The following is a 16,539-nucleotide window of genomic DNA, read 5'->3' on the forward strand; positions in this document are numbered from 1 at the left end:
GGCTGCGGGACCAACGGGATTTATCAGACGCACGTCTGACGATAGGGCATGAACGGGAGCGACGCCGACGGTGGGGGCGGCGGAGCGACTGGGTCGCAGATGGACGGAGACACCGGCTCAGGGAGATTGAACGCCGAGACCGCTGACACCGACGCCACGGTCGGCGATCCGATCGTCGAGTCGACCGTGGCGGAGGCGGCCGCGTCGGCGCCCGCCGCGGCCGACACGACGCTCGAAGGCCTCGACCGCGCGTCGCGTCCGGACCGCGTTTCGTCGGTCCTCGTCGCCGTCGGTCACGGTCCGCACTCGGGGGCGACCGTCGACGTGGCGCGGGCGCTCGCGGACGCGACCGACGCGTGGCTCGAGCTGTTTCACGTCGTCCCCACCGACGCTGCGCTCGCGGACGCTCAAACGGGTGCCGACGGGGGCGCAGGCGCCGACGCCCGGGAGGCGGGAGGCGGCGAGCGCGACGACTACGCCGCGACCGGGGAACGAGTCCTCGACGCCGCCCGCGACCGACTCGGGGAGTTCGACCGGGTCGACCGCTGGCTGGTCGAGGACCGGTCGGCCGCGGGCGCGATCGTCGAGCAGTCGCCGTACTACGACCTCGTGGTCGTCGGGGCTCCCACGACCGGGACGGTCGGGCGCTTCGTGTTCGGCTCCACGACCGACACCGTCGTCGACGACGCCGCGGTCCCCGTGGTCGTCGTCGAGGCGGACGGGGACGCCGCGCTCGACGGCGCGTAGAGCGGTTCCCGTCGCGACCCTTTCCGGGCGAGATGGCCGAGATACAAGCATAAAGTAGCTATGCCACGCACCCCCCGGTATGGCCGACGAAGCGATCGACGACGTGGATAGGGCGATCCTGTACGCGTTACAGGAGGACGCTCGGAACATGTCGTCCGGAGACATCGCGGAGCGAACCGGCACGTCCGACAGCACCGTCCGGAAGCGCATCCAGCGCCTCGAGTCCGACGGGATCATCAAGGGGTACAGCGCCGAGGTGGACTTCCAGGGGTCGGGGTATCCGCTCCGGATGCTGCTCTACTGCACCGCATCGATACCCGAGCGCGGCGACCGCATCCCGGAGATCCTGGCGATCGACGGCGTCGTCTCGGTCCAGGAGCTGGTCACCGGCGAACAGAACCTCCTCGTGACGGTGGTCGGCGAATCGGACGACGACATCACGCCCGTCGCGCAGGAGCTCCTCGACATGGGGCTCACGGTCGCCGACGAGGTGCTCGTTCGGAGCCACGAGACGACGCCGTTCGGCAGGTTCGACGCCGAGACCGATTCGTAGCCGGGGGCCCGCTATCCGACGACCCGGTTGACGTCGAGCGCGGTCGCGCGCCGGACGACCGCCTCCACCGGGTCGACCGAGTCGGCCAGATTGTCCGACGCGCCGTCGAGGACGAGGAGCGACGCCCGGCGGCCGGGCGCGATGACGCCGCAGTCGAGCCCCGCGATCTCGGCCCCGGCGGCGGTGGCCATCCGCAACACCTCGCGGGCGGTCACGTCGAACCGCGTCGCCGTGTACGCCATCTCGCGGAACATCGACGGCACGTTCAACATCACGTTGTCGGTGCCGAGCGCGACCGTCGTGTGTTCGAGCAGGTCCCGGATCGGCGCGTCGCCGACGCCGAGGACGGTGTTCGCGCGGGGACACACCGCGATCGGGACCGACTGGTCCGCGACGCGTTCGAGGTGCTCCCGCTCCGCGTGCACCATGTGAACGAGCAGGTCCGGGTCCAGGTCGAGCGCCGGGTGGATGTCGGTCGCGTCCGGTTCGCCCGCGTGGATGGCGAAGGGAACCCCGCGGTCGGCGCACGCGGCGCGTTGGTCCGCGAACTCGTTGTCGTTCGCCCCCGACGCGCCGTATCCGTCGGCGACGTCGAGGACGGCGGCGTCGTCGCTCCCGAAGATGAACGGGTCGACGGCGACCGATGAGGCGGCCTCGCGGAGCGCCCGCGCCCCGTACACGCCGTTCTCGCGGAAGTCGAGACACGAGACCGTTCCGGTCTGTCGCATGAACCGAAGGGTTCGCCGCATCGCCGCCACGAGGTCGGCGCGATCGGCGGCCGCCAGCCGCCGGTGTTTGCGGCTGTCCGGCGGGGCCACCGCCTCGTCGAGCGACAGCCCGACGGCGGCGTCCTTCGCCACGGAGTCGCCGAGGTGCGTGTGGGCGTTGACGAACGCCGGCAGGACGATGTCCGTCGACTCGGTGTCGGCCTCCTCGATCGCCTCGATCCGACCGTCCTCGACGACGAGGCGGCCGCGGATCGGCTCGAACGACTCCCCGGCGAGGATCGTCCCCGTGACTTCCTCCATACGGGCACACCGGGGCCGGTAACGATATGGTTTTCTGAACGCGCACATCGAACGACTCGGTAATTATCTCCCCCTTCCGGTGCCGGGTCGCCGCGGCAGACGGACCGGCCCGGAGCGGGACCGACGGTGAGACACCTCTCAGCGCGCGGTCGATCCGCGGAACGAGAAACGGAAACGGAGCGGCTGACGCTCCCGACCTCGAATCCATAATGTTTTATAATGTTCTATTACCCACCGTATTTCGAACGTTTTGTGAGTATAGATAGATTTAATAGACAATCTGTTCTTTACTGTGAGCGAAGACGACCAGTCCCGGTCCGGCGGCGCGCGTCGGCACCGCGGGACGGTCGGACGGACTGAACGATGGCAGGATCCACCTCGAAACCGACGGTCGGAGCGCTTCCGGACACGGCGGCGGAGTCGCCGTACGTGCCCGCCGCACTCACGCTGCTCATGTGGTCGCTGTTCGCCACGAGCGTTGCGGTCCTCTTCGCGCGAGTCCGATTCGGCTTCGCTCCGGAGATTCCCGGCGTGATCGCCGTCGACGGACTGACCGTCCTGATGTGGGTGGTCGTCGCCTTCTTCGGCGGGATCGTCCTCAGCTACTCCCGCCGCTACATGGCGGGGAGCGCCCACGAGACGACGTTCTTCCTCGCCGTGTTCGGGTTCGCGGCGACCGTGATGACGCTCGTCGCCGCCGACCACCTCGCCCTGTTCGGGCTGCTGTGGCTGGCGATGGGGCTGGTGATGGCGACGCTGATCGGCATCGTCAGCGAGTGGGAGCAGGCGCAGGCGGCCGCGGCGGTCGCCCGGCGGTACTTCGTCGCGAGCAGCGCGCTCCTCGGCGTCGCGCTGGCGGCGCTCTGGTGGGCGACCGGCGCGACGACGATCTCCGGGGTCGCGGCGGCCGCCGGGACGCTCGGCGGTCCGGTCTGGCTCGTCGCCGCCGCCGCGCTCGTCCTCGCGGCGATGATCCAATCGGCGCTCGTCCCGTTCCACGGCTGGCTGCTCTCGTCGATGACCGCCCCCACGCCGGCGGCGTCTTGCTGGTCCGCTTCGCCCCGGTCGTCACGGTCAGCGAGGCCCTCATGCTCGCGATCGTCGCGGTCGGTGCGACCAGCGCGCTGCTCGGAAAGCTCCTCAAATCCGTCCGCCCCGACGTGAAGAGCAAGCTCGGCTGCTCGACGGTCGGACAGATGGGGTTCATGATCATGCAGGCCGGGCTCGGGTTCTTCGGAGCGGCCCTCACCCACCTCATCCTGCACGGGTTTTACAAGGCCTACCAGTTCCTCAGCTCGGGCGCACAGGTCGAGCGGACGACCCCGGACAAAAAGGCGGGCCGCTCGGCGGACGGCTCCGCCGTCGCCGCCGTCGCCGCGACCCTGGCGACCGGACTGGCGGGCGGCGCGGTGTTCGTCCTGCTAACCGGGAAGGGGACGAGCGTCGACAGCGGCCTCCTGCTCGTCCTGTTCGTCGTGTTCACCACCCTCCACGCGGCGCGCGGCGCGGTGGGGCGGTCGTCGCTCCCGGCGACGGTTCGCTACGGGGCGGTGCCGCTGGTGTTCCTCCCGGCCATCGCGCTGTACGCGCTCGTGTACCGTGGCGTCTCGGCGGCTCTGACCGGCGTCCCGGTCGTCACGGCGCCGACGGAGCTGACCGCGCTCCACGGCCTCGTGGCCGTCGCCTTCCTCGGCACGTACGTCGCGATCGAGGCGGGCGTCCACGAGCGGAGCCGGCGGCTGTACGTCGCGCTCCTGAACGCGAGCCAACCCTCGCCCGGCACCCTGCTGACGAACGCTGAAGAGTACGACGACGGAGGCGCCCAATGAGCACCCAAACCACCATCGAAGACGGTATCGACGACGCGGCGGCGACGGTCGGGTCGGTCTGGCCGATCCACTCGTTCGTGACCGCCAACCCCCTCTCGGGGTTCGAAGACCTGCCGTTCGGCGAGGCGGTGACGCAGGCCGCCGACCTGCTTGGCGGCCGCGGCTACCCGAGCCGCGAGGCGTTCCGGGCGGCGCTCGACGACGGCCGGATCGACCCGGACGCGCTCGAATCGGAACTCGCCGACCGCGGCTACGAGGCCGATCCGGCGACCCTGCTCGAACGCATCGACACGAGCGTCGAGTCGGAGCCGACGGACGACGGCACCGACGCCGAGCGCGTCGACCGCGTGCTGTCGAAGTGGCTGTCCGCCTTCCTCGACGAGGGCCACGCCAAGTGGTCGATGCCGGACCGCGACGACGGGTTCTACGCCGCCTTCAGGGAGGTCGCCCCGCACGACGCCGAGGTCCCCGATTCGGGGGTCGTCGCGTCGCTGCCCGCGGACCCGATCGAGGCCATCGAGGCCGCCCTGGAGCCGTACCCGGAGGGGCAGTGGGTGCCCGTCTTCGAAGAGCAGCTGGCGGCGCTCCCGGGGTGGACCGGACTCATCAAGCAGCGCGCGGACGACGAGGGGGCGTGGCAGTCGGCGTGCCCGATCACGCTCACGGAGTACCTCGCGGTCCGCCTCGCGCTCCTCGACGGGGTCGGCGTCGACCTCGAGCCGTCCACGGGGCCCGACGCTCCCGGCACCGACTCGTCCGACGAGCTCGCCGAGGCGTTCCTGAGCGCGTGGGAGGCGAGCTACCGGTCCGAGGTCGTCGAGCGCGTCGCCGCCGAGAGTCGGGAGCGGGCCAACAGCGAGCCGTCGGGTCGCCCCGACGCGCAGCTGGTGTTCTGTATCGACACCCGCTCGGAGGTGATCCGCCGGCACATCGAGGCCGCGGGCGCGTACGAGACCCACGGCTACGCCGGCTTCTTCGGCGTCCCGATGGAGTATCGGGGGTACGACGCGGCGGCTCCGGTCGACGCCTGCCCGCCCATCGTCGACGCGGAACACCGCATCAGCGAGGTTCCGACCGACGATGACACGCGGGAGCGTCACGACCGGTGGTCGAGCGTCCGCGAGGTCGCGGGCGAGGTCGTCGCGAAGCTGAAGGCGAACCCCGCCAGCGCCTTCGGCTTCGTCGAGAACGCCGGGAGCGGCTACGGGCTGGCGCTCGCGGCGCGCACGCTCGTCCCCGGTCGCGTCCGCGACCTGCTGGACACCGCCGACGCGGCGGTGCCCGACGACCACGAGTTCTGCGAGCAGATCGTCCAGCACCAGCACACCCACGCCGACGGGCTTCCGGTGGGGCTGACCCGCGAGGAGAAGGTCGAGTACGCCGCGACCGCCTTCGAGCTGATGGGCTGGACCGAGTTCGGTCGGCTCGTCGTGTTCACCGGCCACGCGAGCGAGACGGCGAACAATCCGTACGACGCGAGCCTCGACTGCGGCGCGTGCGCCGGCAGCCCCGGCGGGCCGAACGCCCGCGTCCTGGCGACGATCTGCGCCGACCCCGACGTGAAGGCGGCGCTGCGTGAGCGCGGCTTCGAGATCCCCGAGGACACCGTCTTCCTCGCCGGCGAGCACAACACGACGACCGACGAGATCGAGCTCTACGGCGACGTGCCCGAGAGCCACAAGGCGGACCTCGACCGGCTGCGCGCGGACCTCGCGGTCGCCCGCGAGAACGCGACCGCGGAGCGCGCCGAGTCGATGGGGAGCGACCCGGCGGCGAGCGTCGACGAGACCGAGCGCCGCGCCGCCGACTGGGCCGAGACGCGCCCCGAGTGGGGGTTGGCGGGCAACGCCGGCTTCGTCGTCGGTCCGCGCGCGCTGACGAGCGACCTCGACCTCGACGGCCGCGCCTTCCTCCACTCGTACGACTGGTCGACCGACCCCGAGGGGGACGCGCTGGAGGCGATCCTCGCGGGGCCGATGGTCGTCACCCAGTGGATCAACGCCCAGTACTACTTCTCGACCGTCGACAACGCGGTGTACGGGAGCGGGTCGAAGGTGACACACAACCCCGTCGGCAACGTCGGCGTCTATCAGGGGAACGGCGGCGACCTGATGACCGGGCTCCCGCTCCAGTCGCTGATGGCCGACGCCGACGATCCGTACCACCAGCCGCTCCGCCTCTCGACGGTCGTCCACGCGCCGGTCGAGCGCGTCACGGACGCCCTCGCCGACAACGAGGCGGTCACCGGACTGCTGGACAACGACTGGCTCTCGCTGACGGTCGTCGACCCGACGCGGGACCACCGCGCGTTCGAGTACGAGCGCGACATGGAGTGGCAGCCGGTGTCCGACCCGTCCGCGACCGAGCCGGCCGCGGCCGAGCCCGAGGCGCCGAGCGCGCCCGAACCCGCGCCCGCGACGGCGGACGACTGACTCGGACCGGCGTCTCTCACCCCTTCCTGTCGCGTGCTATCGGTTCCCGCCCCGGCGACAGCGTTATACCGATGTACATACTTGTACATCACAACGCGGAACACTACATCGGTGTACACAATGAATATCAACGACACGGTCGAGCACGTGACGGACGGGGCGGACCTGACGGTCGACGAGGCGCGCGAGGCCGCGCGGCTCGTCTTCGAGGAGGCGACCGACGCGCAGATCGGCGCGCTGCTCGCCGCGCTCCGCGCGAAGGGGGAGACGGAGGCGGAGATCGCGGGGTTCGCGCAGGGGATGCGCAGCGCCGCGCGGACGATCGAGCCCGACCGGGAGCCGCTCGTGGACACCTGCGGGACCGGGGGCGACGACTACGACACGATCAACGTCTCGACGACGGCCGCGATCGTGGCCGCGGGCGCCGGCGTCCCGGTCGCCAAACACGGTAACTACTCGGTCTCCTCCTCCTCCGGGAGCGCCGACGTGTTGGAGGTCGCCGGGGCCGACATCGAGGCCGAGCCGCCGGCGGTCGAGGACGCCATCGAGGACGACGGGATCGGGTTCATGCTCGCGCCGGTGTTCCACCCGGCGATGAAGGCCGTCATCGCCCCCCGGAAGGAGCTCGGGATGCGGACGATCTTCAACGTGCTCGGGCCGCTCACCAACCCCGCCGGCGCCGACGCGCAGGTGCTCGGCGTGTACGACCCGGAGCTGGTCACCCTCATCGCGCGGTCGCTCGCGCACATGCCCGTCGAGCGCGCCCTCGTCGTCCACGGCGCGGGAATGGACGAGATCGGGATCCACGACGAGACGGTCGCCGCCGAGATCGACGGCGACGAGGTGCGGGAGTTCACCATCACCCCCGACGATCTGGGCCTCGACCGCGCCCCGATCGAGGACGTCTCGGGCGGGACGCCCGAGGAGAACGCGGCCGACCTCCGCGGGATCGTCGACGGCTCCGTGACGGGCCCTAAACGCGACCTCGTGCTGGCGAACGCGGGCGCGGCGATCTACGTCGCCGGCGAGGCCGACACGCTCGCGGCGGGCGTCGAGCGCGCGGCCGAGGCGATCGACGCCGGCGCGGCCGCGGAGAAGTTCGCGGCCCTCTGCGGTGACGAGGGGGCGGTGGCGGACAGCGGCGAGGCGGCCGCCGCGGACGCCGGGGCCGCATCAACGGCCGTCGGCCCGGAGGACGACGACTGATGGCGCGGGTGAAGATCTGCGGGCTCACCCGGGGCGCGGACCTCCGGGCCGCGGTCGACGCCGGCGCCGACGCGGTGGGGGTCATCGCTGAGGTCCCCGTCGACTCCCCGCGCGAGGTCGACGCGGCGACCGCCGCGGAGCTGCTCGCGGACGTGCCCCCCTTCGTCACCGCGACGCTCGTCACCATGCCCGAATCCGCCGAGCGCGCGGTCGAACTCCTCCGGACGGTCGCTCCCGACGCCGTCCAGCTCCACGGCGAGTGGACCCCCGACGAGATCCGGTACATCCGCGCGGAGACGGAGCGGAAAGTGCTGCTCGCGGTCGACGCCGACGACCCGGCGCGGGCCGAGGAGTTCGACGCGGTCGCCGACGCGCTCGTGATCGACTCGACCGACGAGTCCGGCGCGGGCGGCACCGGCGAGACGCACGACTGGGAGCGGGCCGGCGACCTCGCCGACCGGCTCACGTCGCCGGTGGTCCTCGCCGGCGGGCTCACGGCCGACAACGTCGCCGAGGCGGTTCGCGCCGCCGGCCCGTTCGCGGTCGACGTGGCCTCCGGCGTCGAACTGTCCGACGGGCGGAAAGACCACAACGCGGTGGCCCGCTTCGTGGCGAACGCGGGCCGCGAGATGGAGCTGGCATGACGGAGGCGTCGACGCCGCTCGACCGCTCGAAGGCCGACTTCGTCGACCTCGCGGCCGACGCCGAGAAGCCGGTTGTGGTCCGCGCGTCCGCGTCGCTCGACCCCGACGTCACGCCGCTCGCAGCGTACGCGACGCTGGTCGGGGAGGGCCCGTACGGGTTCCTCCTGGAGTCGGGGGAGAAGGTCGCCTCCAGCGATCCCGACGGCGCCTTCACCGCCGACGGCGACGCCGACAAACACGCCCGCTACTCGTTCGTCGGCTACGACCCCGAGGCGATCGTCTCGGTCCACCCCGACCGGACGGACGTGACCCGACTCGGCCCCGCCGCGGCGTTCCTCGGGGAGGACGCGGACCGCGGCGGTTCGGGCACCGATCTCGGCCCCGACGCCGGCGACGCGATCGACCGGATCCGGGCGGCGTTCCCGGACGTGAGCCTGCGCGGCTTCCCGGACACCGACCGGCAGATCCTCTCGGGGGGGTTCGTCGGGTTCCTCGCGTACGAAGCCGTCTACGACCTCTGGCTGGACGAGGTCGGCGTCGACCGCCCGGAGACCGAGTTTCCGGACGCCGAGTTCGCGCTGACGACCCGGACCGTCGTCTTCGACGACAAGGAGGGGACCGTCGATCTCGTGTTCACTCCCGTCGTCGGCGTCGACGACGACCCCGCGGCCGTCTACGACGACCTCGTCGCCGAGGCGGAGCGGGTCGGCGAAGCGCTCCGGGAGGCGTCCCCGCCCGCGCCCGACGGGATCCGCGTGGACGACGAGTCCGCCGACCCCCGCGAGGCGTACGAGGAGGCGGTGCGGACGGCCAAACAGCGCGTCCTCGACGGCGACATCTACCAGGGCGTGATCTCTCGGAGCCGCGAGCTTCGCGGGGAGGTCGACTCGCTGGGGCTGTACGCGGCGCTGCGCGAGGTGAACCCCTCGCCGTACATGTACGTCCTGCGCCACGACGACCGCAGCATCGTCGGCGCGAGCCCGGAGACGCTGGTGTCGGTGCGGGGCGACCGGGTCGTCTCGAACCCGATCGCCGGCACCTGTCCGCGGGGGACCAGCCCGGTCGAGGACCGCCGGCTCGCGGGCGAGATGCTCGCCGACCCGAAGGAGCGCGCCGAGCACACGATGCTCGTCGACCTCGCGCGCAACGACGTGCGGCGCGTCTCGGAGGCGGGGTCGGTCCGCGTCGAGGAGTTCATGAACGTGCTGAAGTACAGCCACGTCCAGCACATCGAATCGACCGTGACGGGGACGCTGGCGTCCGGCTCCGACGCCTTCGACGCGACGCGCGCGACGTTCCCCGCGGGCACCCTCACGGGCGCGCCGAAGGTGCGCGCGATGGAGATCATCGAAGAGCTGGAGACGACCCCGCGGGAGGCGTACGGCGGCGGCGTCGGCTACTACGCGTGGACCGGCGACGCCGACTTCGCCATCGTGATCCGGACCGCGACGCTCGACGAGTCGCCGCCGGACGCGCGCAGCCCGAACGAGACCGCGGTGACCGTTCGCGCCGGCGCCGGGCTCGTCGCCGACTCCGACCCGGCCGCCGAGTACGAGGAGACCGAACAGAAGATGGACGGCGTGTTGACCGCGATCGACCGGATCCGGGAGGACGCCGCCGCCGGCGACGGCGCCGCGGACGACCCCCTCCCCGCCGGCACGGAGGTCGACGAATGAAGGTCGTCGTCGTCGACAACTTCGACTCGTTCACCTACAACCTCGTCGAGTACGTCTCCGACCAGCCGCTCGACGGCGAGGCGATCGACGTAGCCGTGTTCAAAAACACCGCGTCGCTGTCGACGATCGCGGACGCCGACCCGGACGCGACCCTCATCAGCCCCGGCCCGGGACACCCGAAGAACGAGCGCGACGTGGGGGTGACGATGGCGGTGTTGCGCGAGCTCGCCCCCGAGGTCCCGACGCTCGGCGTCTGTCTCGGCCTCGAAGCCGCCGTCTACGAGTACGGCGGGAGCGTCGGCCACGCCCCCGAGCCGATCCACGGCAAGGCGTTCCCCGTCGACCACGACGGCGAGGGCGTGTTCGCGGGGCTCGACCAGGGGTTCCGCGCCGGGCGCTACCACTCGCTGGCCGCCACCGAGGTGCCCGACGCCTTCGAGATAACCGCCACCACGGACCACGAGGGCGCGGAGATCGTGATGGGGATCCGCCACCGCGACTACCCGATCGAGGCGGTGCAGTTCCACCCCGAAAGCGTGTTGACCGCCGCCGGCCACGACCTGATCCGGAACTTCCTCGCGTCGGTTTGACCGGGGCGGCGACCTCTTAACCGGAGCGGCAACCTTCCCGATCTCCGCCGCTACTCGGTGTCTGCAGTCTCCCCGTCGTCGCCCTCCGTATCCCCATCCTCTTCCACGCCCCGCCCGGCGAGCCCGACGAGGTGCTCGATCTCGGGGAGAATCACTTCATCGGCGCCGAGCCGGACCGCGTTCTCCGATCCGGGCAGACAGAAGACGGGGGTGGCGGAGACGACGCCGGCGATCGCCCGCGAGCCGATCGTGCGCGTCCCGACCTCCTCGTACGAAAGCCGTCGGAACAGTTCGCCGAAGCCGGGCAGCGTCTTCGCGAAGAGCCCTTTCACGGCCTCCGGGGTCACGTCGTCCGGCGTCACGCCGGTCCCGCCGGTGGTCACGACCGCGTCGGTGTCCTTCCGCCGTGCCAACCTGTCGACGGCCCCCTGCACGCTGTCGTACTCGTCTGGAACGAGCTCGCGGACGGCAATCTCGTGGCCGGCCTCCTCGAACGCGGAGACGAGGTACTCGCCGGAGGGGTCGTCGTCCAACGACCGAGAAGAAGACACCGTGACGAGCGCGATCGAGACGGTGTCGGCGTCGTGGTGGTGGTGACCGTGATCGTGCGCGTCGTCTCCCTCGCCGTGGTCGTGCGCGTCGTCCTCCTCGCCGTGGTCGTGCGCGTCGCTCATGACACCACGTATCCCGTCGACGGTGAAAACACCTCTCCGACGTGACGGCCGATCGACCCGCAGCCGGCGGACCGCCGTTCAGGGCCAGTCGTCGCGCGACGTGTCGGGGGCGGGCTCCGACTCGTCCTCCCCGCTGGCGAGGATCCAGCCCGCGGCGTCGGCCGCGTCCTCGACGTGGAGGAACTCCCAGCCGGTCGCCTCGGCGAGGGCCTCGTCCTCCTCGTCGACGCCGACGAACACGTGCCGGTCCGTGTCGAACTGCTGGGCGATGTTCTCCAGGCTCTCCTCGACGCCGCGCGGCCCCGAGAAGAAGTCCTGGCGCACGCGGTGTTTGCGGGTGAAGTTCGTGACGACGTAGGTCGGCTTCTCGCTGACCACGCCGACGTACTCCGTCCACTGCCGGGCGTTGTTGAACACGTCATTGGGGTCCGCGAGGGCCTTCAACGCCTCCAGCTCGAACGCCAGCGTCATGTCGGTAGATCCGCCACTGTCCATGGATCGGTGTTCTCGCGGCGGGCGAAAACAACTTCGCTTCCCGGGCCGTCACCGTCGGCCCCACGCGAGGCCGACAGCCGACGACTCAGCGGGCGCGGACCTCGTAGTAGTCGGTGAACTTCACCACGTCGCCGTCGTCGAGGTCGTCAACCTCCGGCGCCGTCTGTGGCCGCCCCGCGAGCTCGCGGACGGTGACCTGCGTCTCCTCGTCGAGTTCGTCGTAGTGGCGGACCCGCGCGTCGGACGGGACCATTCCGGTGCGCCGCAGGCGGATACACCTGTTCGTCTCTCGAAGTGGCATGTGGTACCATATGACACTATTTATCATAAACGTTGTGGGGCGTCCACCGGGCGAGCCCTATCGGGGCGCTCGCGGTAACGTGAGCGTGACGACGGTCCCGCGGGGGTCGGCGTCGCGGGCGGTCGCCGACCCGCCCGACCGCTGGACGACCCAGTAGACGAGCCACAGACCGAGTCCGCTCCCGTGGTACAGCGCTTCCACGGCCTGCCCGGTCTCGAGCACGTCCCGGTCCATGTCCGTCAGCCCGGGGCCGTCGTCGGCGATGCGGACCTCGACCGCCCCCGGCTTCGCTTCCACCGCGACGTCGACGACCGGTCGCTTTCGGTCGTGGTGTTCGATCGCGTTCCGGATCAGCTCGCCCAGCGCGCGGTCGATCCACGTCGTCACCGAGGCGATCGCCGGGTCGTCCGGGACCGAGATCGACACTTCGGCCGCGGGGAACTCCGTCTCGACAACCGACCCGAGCTGTTCGACGACGCGACCGACATCGACCGGCTCCCGCTCGGACGCGTCGCCGAGGATCTCGGTGATGTGGTGGGACTTCTCGCTCGTCGAGAGGAGCGCGTTGGCCCGGTTAACGATATCCGAGGCGGCACCAGAGACGTCGACGGCGGTCTCCGCACCGGAGCCCGTCTGCGGCACGTCGAGCTCCGCAACCTGCTCCGCCCGACCGCGGATCACCGTCAGCGCGTTCCGGAGGTTGTGCTGGAGGACCCGGTCGACGACGCGGAGCTGGCGCGCCCGGCTCTCGCTGTCGGTCACGTCTCGGAGGACGCCGACGACACCGGCGACTCCGTCGTCGTCCTCGGCGGGGTTCACGAGGGCGTAGTACCGAACGTCGAGCGTCCGCTTCCCGCGGTTCGGGTGGACTCGCGTCGTTCGGTACTCGACGTTCCGCCCGTCGAGGGTCCGGTCAACGTAGCGCTGCACATCGGCGTACTGCTCGTCGTCCACGATGTCCTCGAGGGCCAGTTCGGCAATCTCCTCGTCGATGCCGATGTCGTGGTAGGCGCGGTACTGCTGGTTCGCAAAGAGGAATTGCCCCTCGCGATCGACGGCCGCGATGAGATCCGTCGCCCCCTCGACCGCGCGCTCGTACTGCTCCAGCTCGGCCTCGCGCGCCTTGATCTCGGTCACGTCGCGACAGACGGCGAACGTTCCCGAGAGCTCGCCGTCGCCGTCGTAGTAGGGGTACCGCTGCGTGCTGAACGTCGGCTCTCGGTCGCTCTGCGGGAAGTCCGGAGAGACCTCGTACTCGGCGACCGACTCCGTTTCGATCACCGACTGGCGGTGCGCTTCGATCTCGGCGGCCGTCTCGTCGTCCATGAACGCGAACTCGTCGGTCCCGTAGAGCGCTTCCCGGCGCTTCCCCGCGAGCTCGCAGACCGCCTCGTTGCACAGCTCGAACCCCCCGTCGAGATCCTGTAGCAAAACCGGGTCGTCGAGCTGTTCGACGATGTCACGGTACTGCTTCAACCGCCCCATCGCCGCCTTGCGGTCGCTGATGTCGATCTGTATCGCGACGAACCGCGAGACCGTCCCCTGCTCGTCCGTCACGGGCGCGATCGTCTGGTGGGCGTGGTAGCGGCTCCCGTCCTTCCGCTGGTCGACGATCTCCTCTTCCCACACATCGCCGGCCATGAGCGTCGACCACAGCGACTCGTAGTACTCGTCCGACATCTCACCGGATTTGAGTATCGCCGGCGTCTCCCCGACCACGTCGGCGGGTTCGTAGCCGGTGTGTTCGGTGAACGCCGGGTTGACGTACTGGATCGTGCCGCTCGTATCTGTCACGTAGACGGCGTGGCCGGCGTGTTCGATGAGGTTGCGGAACGTCTTCCGCTCGCGCTCGGACGCCGACTCGACACCGTCGCGGAACACGCCGGTGTACACGGTCGATCCCGCCGACTGGTCGGCCGCGCGAGCGTGGTCGAGCCCCTCGTGTTCGTGAAACGTCGCCGAGAACGTCGTCGTTCCGCCGTCCGCGCGCGCCATCGGGACGGCGACGTGGCCGGCGCCACCGAGGCCGTCGGGAGATTCGAACCGTCCGCGGAGCCAGTGCGTCCCCTCGTCCGAGGTGTCGTCGTCGATCAGCGACGCGAGGCGGCGACCGCGGAGATCGTCGGGAGCGTATCCGATTGCTGACTCGGTCGCCGGGTTCGCGTAGACGATCCGACCCCCGTCGTCGATCGAGAGGACCGGATCAGAACACCCCTGAACGAACGACCGGAAGAATCCGTCTCCCGGCGTCGGCGGGCTATTGGTAGAGGCTCCACGGGACATCTAATAGAACGAAAGAGACACAGCCGGGAAAGGCTGCTGGACGACGGACGCCCCCCGCGGCGCCGCGACTGGGGTTACTGCTCGGTCGGCGCGGCCAGGTCGTCGACGGAGAAGCCGGGCTCCATCAGGACATCCGTCTGGTCGCTCACGTCGCGACCCTCGCGCATGAGCTGTTTGAACGCGGACTGCGGCGAGAGGTCGCCGATGAGCACGCCGCCGACGATCTTGCCGTCCTTCAGCGCGACGCGGCGCCACTCGCCCTCCGCCGTGGTCGCCTCGACGGAGTCGTCGCCGAGCGTCGGGTGGCCAAACGAGAGGAACGGGAAGTCGAAGTGGGTGATCGAGTACGAGGAGACCCACTCGAACTCCTCGCACCCGTAGTCGATCATGTTGCGGGCGGCGATCGTCCCCTGCTCCTTGGCCGACCCCCACGAGCCGTTTTTCGCCCGCTCGCCGAGGATCAGGTCGTTGAACGTGGTGATATCCCCCGCGGCGAACACGTTGTCGACGTTGGTGCGCATGAACTCGTCGACGACGATGCCGTCATCGGTCTCCAGCGGCGTGTCCTGAACGAGCTCGGTGTTGAAGTCGAGTCCGATGGCGACGCCGGCGAAGTCGCACTCGTAGCGCTCGCCGTTCGGGTCGATCGCGGCCGTGACGTGGCCGTCGTCGTCGACTTCGAAGTGGTCGACGCCGGAGCCGAAGACGGGCTCGACGCCGCACTCGCGCATCGCGTCGTGCATGATCTCCGCGCCCTCCTCGGAGAGGGCGTAGCGCCACCAGTTGTCACCGCGCATCAGGTACTTGGCCTCGACGTCCTGCGCGCCGCAGATCGCCGCGAAGTCGATGCCCAAGAGCCCGGCGCCGACGATGACCGCCTGTTCGGCGTCCTCGACGCTCTCTTTGATCCGCCGGGCGTCTTGGAACGTCCAGAAGTGGTGGATCCCGTCGGCGTCCGCGTTTTCGACCGGGAGCTGCTGGGGAGTGCCCCCGATCGCCACCAGCAGGGAGTCGTACTCGAATGTCTCGCCCTCGTGAGTGTGGACCGCGTCGTTCTCGACGTCGATGTCGACGACGACCGTGTTGAGCCGGAGGTCGACGTCGTGGTCGTCGTACCACGATTCCTGGTGGATCGAGATCGGGGCTTCGGGGAGTTTCCCCTTCGCGTACTCCTTGATCAGGATCCGGTTGTAGAGGGACTCACCCTCGTCCGTGAGAACCGTGATCTCGGCGTCGGGGGCTTCCTCGCGGAGCGTCTCGGCCGCGGACGCGCCCGCGATACCATCACCGATGATCACGTACGAATCGCTCATACGCGGGCGTTCGGATTCATGGTTAATGTGGGTTGTCATCCGCGGCTGGAACCGTGCTAAGCCCCCGCAAAGCGCTCCCGACGGGGCGATAGACGATCCCTCGGCGCGAACTCGCACGGCGCAGACCGGTCTGACTCGGGGACGTTCGGCACCGCGCCGGACCGCGTCAACGGTCGGCGCCCGCGGGCTCGGCGGGGAACGCCTTCTCGCCCGCTTCGATCGCAACGTCCAGCCAGTTCTCCGCGGGAATGAGCGGGCACTCGTACGCGTGGTTGTAGGCGCACGTCGGGTTGTACGCGACGTTGAAATCGACCACCCACTCGCCGTCGACGCGGTCCCGACCGGGTTCTAAGTCCATGTATCGACCCGCGCCGTACGTCTCCTCGCCGTTGGTCTCATCGCGGAAGGGGACCCAGAAGCGGTCGGCGCCGTCGGCCGGGCGGTACGCCTGCACGACGACGGGTTCGCCGTCAACGTCGAGGCGGAACTCCCCCCAGCGCCGGTACGTCTGCTCGCCGTCGGCGGTCGTTTCGACGGTGACCGTCTCCTTCTCGTCGTGTTCGTGAAGGGGAGCGACGAACCGGTACGCGGGGTCCGGGTCGAAGTATTCGAGCCCGGGGAAGGCGTCTCCGCGCATCGAAACCGGGAGCGGCGACCGCCCCGAGTCGCGGAACTGCTCGATCTTCGCCTGCCGCTCCGCCTCGATCTGTGCGGCCCAGTCCTCCTCGGGAGTCATTTCGTTCATACACTATATTGTGTATTTCGTGC

General features: G+C 70.2%; 14 protein-coding genes and 1 pseudogene. 8 read left to right on the forward strand and 7 right to left on the reverse strand.

All coding sequences use genetic code 11. The features are described from left to right. Positions 1–48 precede the first annotated feature (48 nt). Together DJ69_RS10500 and DJ69_RS10505 are read left to right on the forward strand one after the other, a co-directional pair. Complete coding sequence (locus DJ69_RS10500; protein WP_099255555.1) at positions 49–747, forward strand: universal stress protein; 699 nt, start codon at positions 49–51, stop codon at positions 745–747. A 79-nt stretch (positions 748–826) separates the two neighbouring features. Next, positions 827–1,300 (forward strand): Lrp/AsnC family transcriptional regulator, encoded by a 474-nt coding sequence (locus DJ69_RS10505; RefSeq protein WP_099255556.1) that lies wholly within the window; start codon positions 827–829, stop codon positions 1,298–1,300. A gap of 11 nt (positions 1,301–1,311) precedes the next feature. Here the strand turns inward: DJ69_RS10505 and DJ69_RS10510 are convergent, their stop codons facing one another. Further along, the gene (locus DJ69_RS10510) at positions 1,312–2,328 is read right to left on the reverse strand and encodes an amidohydrolase family protein (protein ID WP_099255557.1); all 1,017 of its coding nucleotides are present in this window, start codon (positions 2,326–2,328) and stop codon (positions 1,312–1,314) included. 363 nt (positions 2,329–2,691) lie between these two features. Here DJ69_RS10510 and DJ69_RS10515 point away from each other — a divergent pair. The 6 genes and pseudogenes from DJ69_RS10515 to trpG all read left to right on the forward strand — a co-directional run bounded on the left by DJ69_RS10515 (position 2,692) and on the right by trpG (position 10,705). Then, positions 2,692–4,157 (forward strand): annotated as a pseudogene (locus DJ69_RS10515) (proton-conducting transporter transmembrane domain-containing protein). Then, positions 4,154–6,589 (forward strand): DUF2309 domain-containing protein, encoded by a 2,436-nt coding sequence (locus DJ69_RS10520; protein ID WP_099255558.1) that lies wholly within the window; start codon positions 4,154–4,156, stop codon positions 6,587–6,589. The pseudogene DJ69_RS10515 and the gene DJ69_RS10520 overlap by 4 nt, the downstream one beginning before the upstream one ends. Before the next feature lie 120 nt (positions 6,590–6,709). Next, positions 6,710–7,795, forward strand: coding sequence for an anthranilate phosphoribosyltransferase (gene trpD, locus DJ69_RS10525; RefSeq protein WP_099255559.1), 1,086 nt, complete (start codon positions 6,710–6,712; stop codon positions 7,793–7,795). Further along, complete coding sequence (locus tag DJ69_RS10530; RefSeq protein WP_099255560.1) at positions 7,795–8,439, forward strand: phosphoribosylanthranilate isomerase; 645 nt, start codon at positions 7,795–7,797, stop codon at positions 8,437–8,439. Before trpD ends, DJ69_RS10530 begins: the two co-directional genes overlap by 1 nt. Continuing rightward, entirely contained in the window at positions 8,436–10,115 is a 1,680-nt protein-coding gene (trpE, locus tag DJ69_RS10535; RefSeq protein ID WP_099255561.1) for an anthranilate synthase component I, read from the forward strand. The genes DJ69_RS10530 and trpE overlap by 4 nt, the downstream gene beginning before the upstream one ends. Then, positions 10,112–10,705 (forward strand): anthranilate synthase component II, encoded by a 594-nt coding sequence (trpG, locus tag DJ69_RS10540; protein WP_099255562.1) that lies wholly within the window; start codon positions 10,112–10,114, stop codon positions 10,703–10,705. Before trpE ends, trpG begins: the two co-directional genes overlap by 4 nt. Positions 10,706–10,755: 50 nt before the next feature. Here the strand turns inward: trpG and DJ69_RS10545 are convergent, their stop codons facing one another. The 6 genes from DJ69_RS10545 to DJ69_RS10570 all read right to left on the reverse strand — a co-directional run bounded on the left by DJ69_RS10545 (position 10,756) and on the right by DJ69_RS10570 (position 16,516). Beyond that, positions 10,756–11,379 carry a MogA/MoaB family molybdenum cofactor biosynthesis protein gene (locus DJ69_RS10545; RefSeq protein WP_099255563.1) on the reverse strand — a complete coding sequence of 208 codons (624 nt, stop codon included), beginning with the start codon at positions 11,377–11,379 and terminating at the stop codon, positions 10,756–10,758. Between the two features lie 78 nt (positions 11,380–11,457). Next, on the reverse strand, positions 11,458–11,874 hold the full coding sequence (locus DJ69_RS10550) for a DUF7124 domain-containing protein (RefSeq protein WP_099255564.1): 417 nt from the start codon (positions 11,872–11,874) through the stop codon (positions 11,458–11,460). Between the two features lie 85 nt (positions 11,875–11,959). After that, the gene (locus DJ69_RS10555; RefSeq protein WP_245851617.1) at positions 11,960–12,175 is read right to left on the reverse strand and encodes a hypothetical protein; all 216 of its coding nucleotides are present in this window, start codon (positions 12,173–12,175) and stop codon (positions 11,960–11,962) included. A gap of 57 nt (positions 12,176–12,232) precedes the next feature. Further along, entirely contained in the window at positions 12,233–14,458 is a 2,226-nt protein-coding gene (locus DJ69_RS10560) for a PAS domain S-box protein (protein ID WP_099255565.1), read from the reverse strand. Between the two features lie 74 nt (positions 14,459–14,532). After that, on the reverse strand, positions 14,533–15,771 hold the full coding sequence (locus tag DJ69_RS10565; protein WP_099255566.1) for an NAD(P)/FAD-dependent oxidoreductase: 1,239 nt from the start codon (positions 15,769–15,771) through the stop codon (positions 14,533–14,535). Positions 15,772–15,937: 166 nt separating this feature from the next. After that, positions 15,938–16,516, reverse strand: coding sequence for a DUF1684 domain-containing protein (locus DJ69_RS10570; RefSeq protein ID WP_099255567.1), 579 nt, complete (start codon positions 16,514–16,516; stop codon positions 15,938–15,940). Positions 16,517–16,539: the final 23 nt, after the last annotated feature.

The sequence above is a fragment of the Halorubrum persicum genome, assembly GCF_002727125.1.
GTDB classification, from domain to species: domain Archaea; phylum Halobacteriota; class Halobacteria; order Halobacteriales; family Haloferacaceae; genus Halorubrum; species Halorubrum persicum.

Bases quoted from the DNA above. Each gene is read 5' to 3' on its own strand.
- DJ69_RS10500 (WP_099255555.1), top strand. From the start codon at position 49: ATGAACGGGAGCGACGCCGACGGTGGGGGCGGCGGAGCGACTGGGTCG.
- DJ69_RS10505 (WP_099255556.1), top strand. From the start codon at position 827: ATGGCCGACGAAGCGATCGACGACGTGGATAGGGCGATCCTGTACGCG.
- DJ69_RS10510 (WP_099255557.1), bottom strand. From the start codon at position 2,328: ATGGAGGAAGTCACGGGGACGATCCTCGCCGGGGAGTCGTTCGAGCCG.
- DJ69_RS10520 (WP_099255558.1), top strand. From the start codon at position 4,154: ATGAGCACCCAAACCACCATCGAAGACGGTATCGACGACGCGGCGGCG.
- trpD (WP_099255559.1), top strand. From the start codon at position 6,710: ATGAATATCAACGACACGGTCGAGCACGTGACGGACGGGGCGGACCTG.
- DJ69_RS10530 (WP_099255560.1), top strand. From the start codon at position 7,795: ATGGCGCGGGTGAAGATCTGCGGGCTCACCCGGGGCGCGGACCTCCGG.
- trpE (WP_099255561.1), top strand. From the start codon at position 8,436: ATGACGGAGGCGTCGACGCCGCTCGACCGCTCGAAGGCCGACTTCGTC.
- trpG (WP_099255562.1), top strand. From the start codon at position 10,112: ATGAAGGTCGTCGTCGTCGACAACTTCGACTCGTTCACCTACAACCTC.
- DJ69_RS10545 (WP_099255563.1), bottom strand. From the start codon at position 11,379: ATGAGCGACGCGCACGACCACGGCGAGGAGGACGACGCGCACGACCAC.
- DJ69_RS10550 (WP_099255564.1), bottom strand. From the start codon at position 11,874: ATGGACAGTGGCGGATCTACCGACATGACGCTGGCGTTCGAGCTGGAG.
- DJ69_RS10555 (WP_245851617.1), bottom strand. From the start codon at position 12,175: ATGCCACTTCGAGAGACGAACAGGTGTATCCGCCTGCGGCGCACCGGA.
- DJ69_RS10560 (WP_099255565.1), bottom strand. From the start codon at position 14,458: ATGTCCCGTGGAGCCTCTACCAATAGCCCGCCGACGCCGGGAGACGGA.
- DJ69_RS10565 (WP_099255566.1), bottom strand. From the start codon at position 15,771: ATGAGCGATTCGTACGTGATCATCGGTGATGGTATCGCGGGCGCGTCC.
- DJ69_RS10570 (WP_099255567.1), bottom strand. From the start codon at position 16,516: ATGAACGAAATGACTCCCGAGGAGGACTGGGCCGCACAGATCGAGGCG.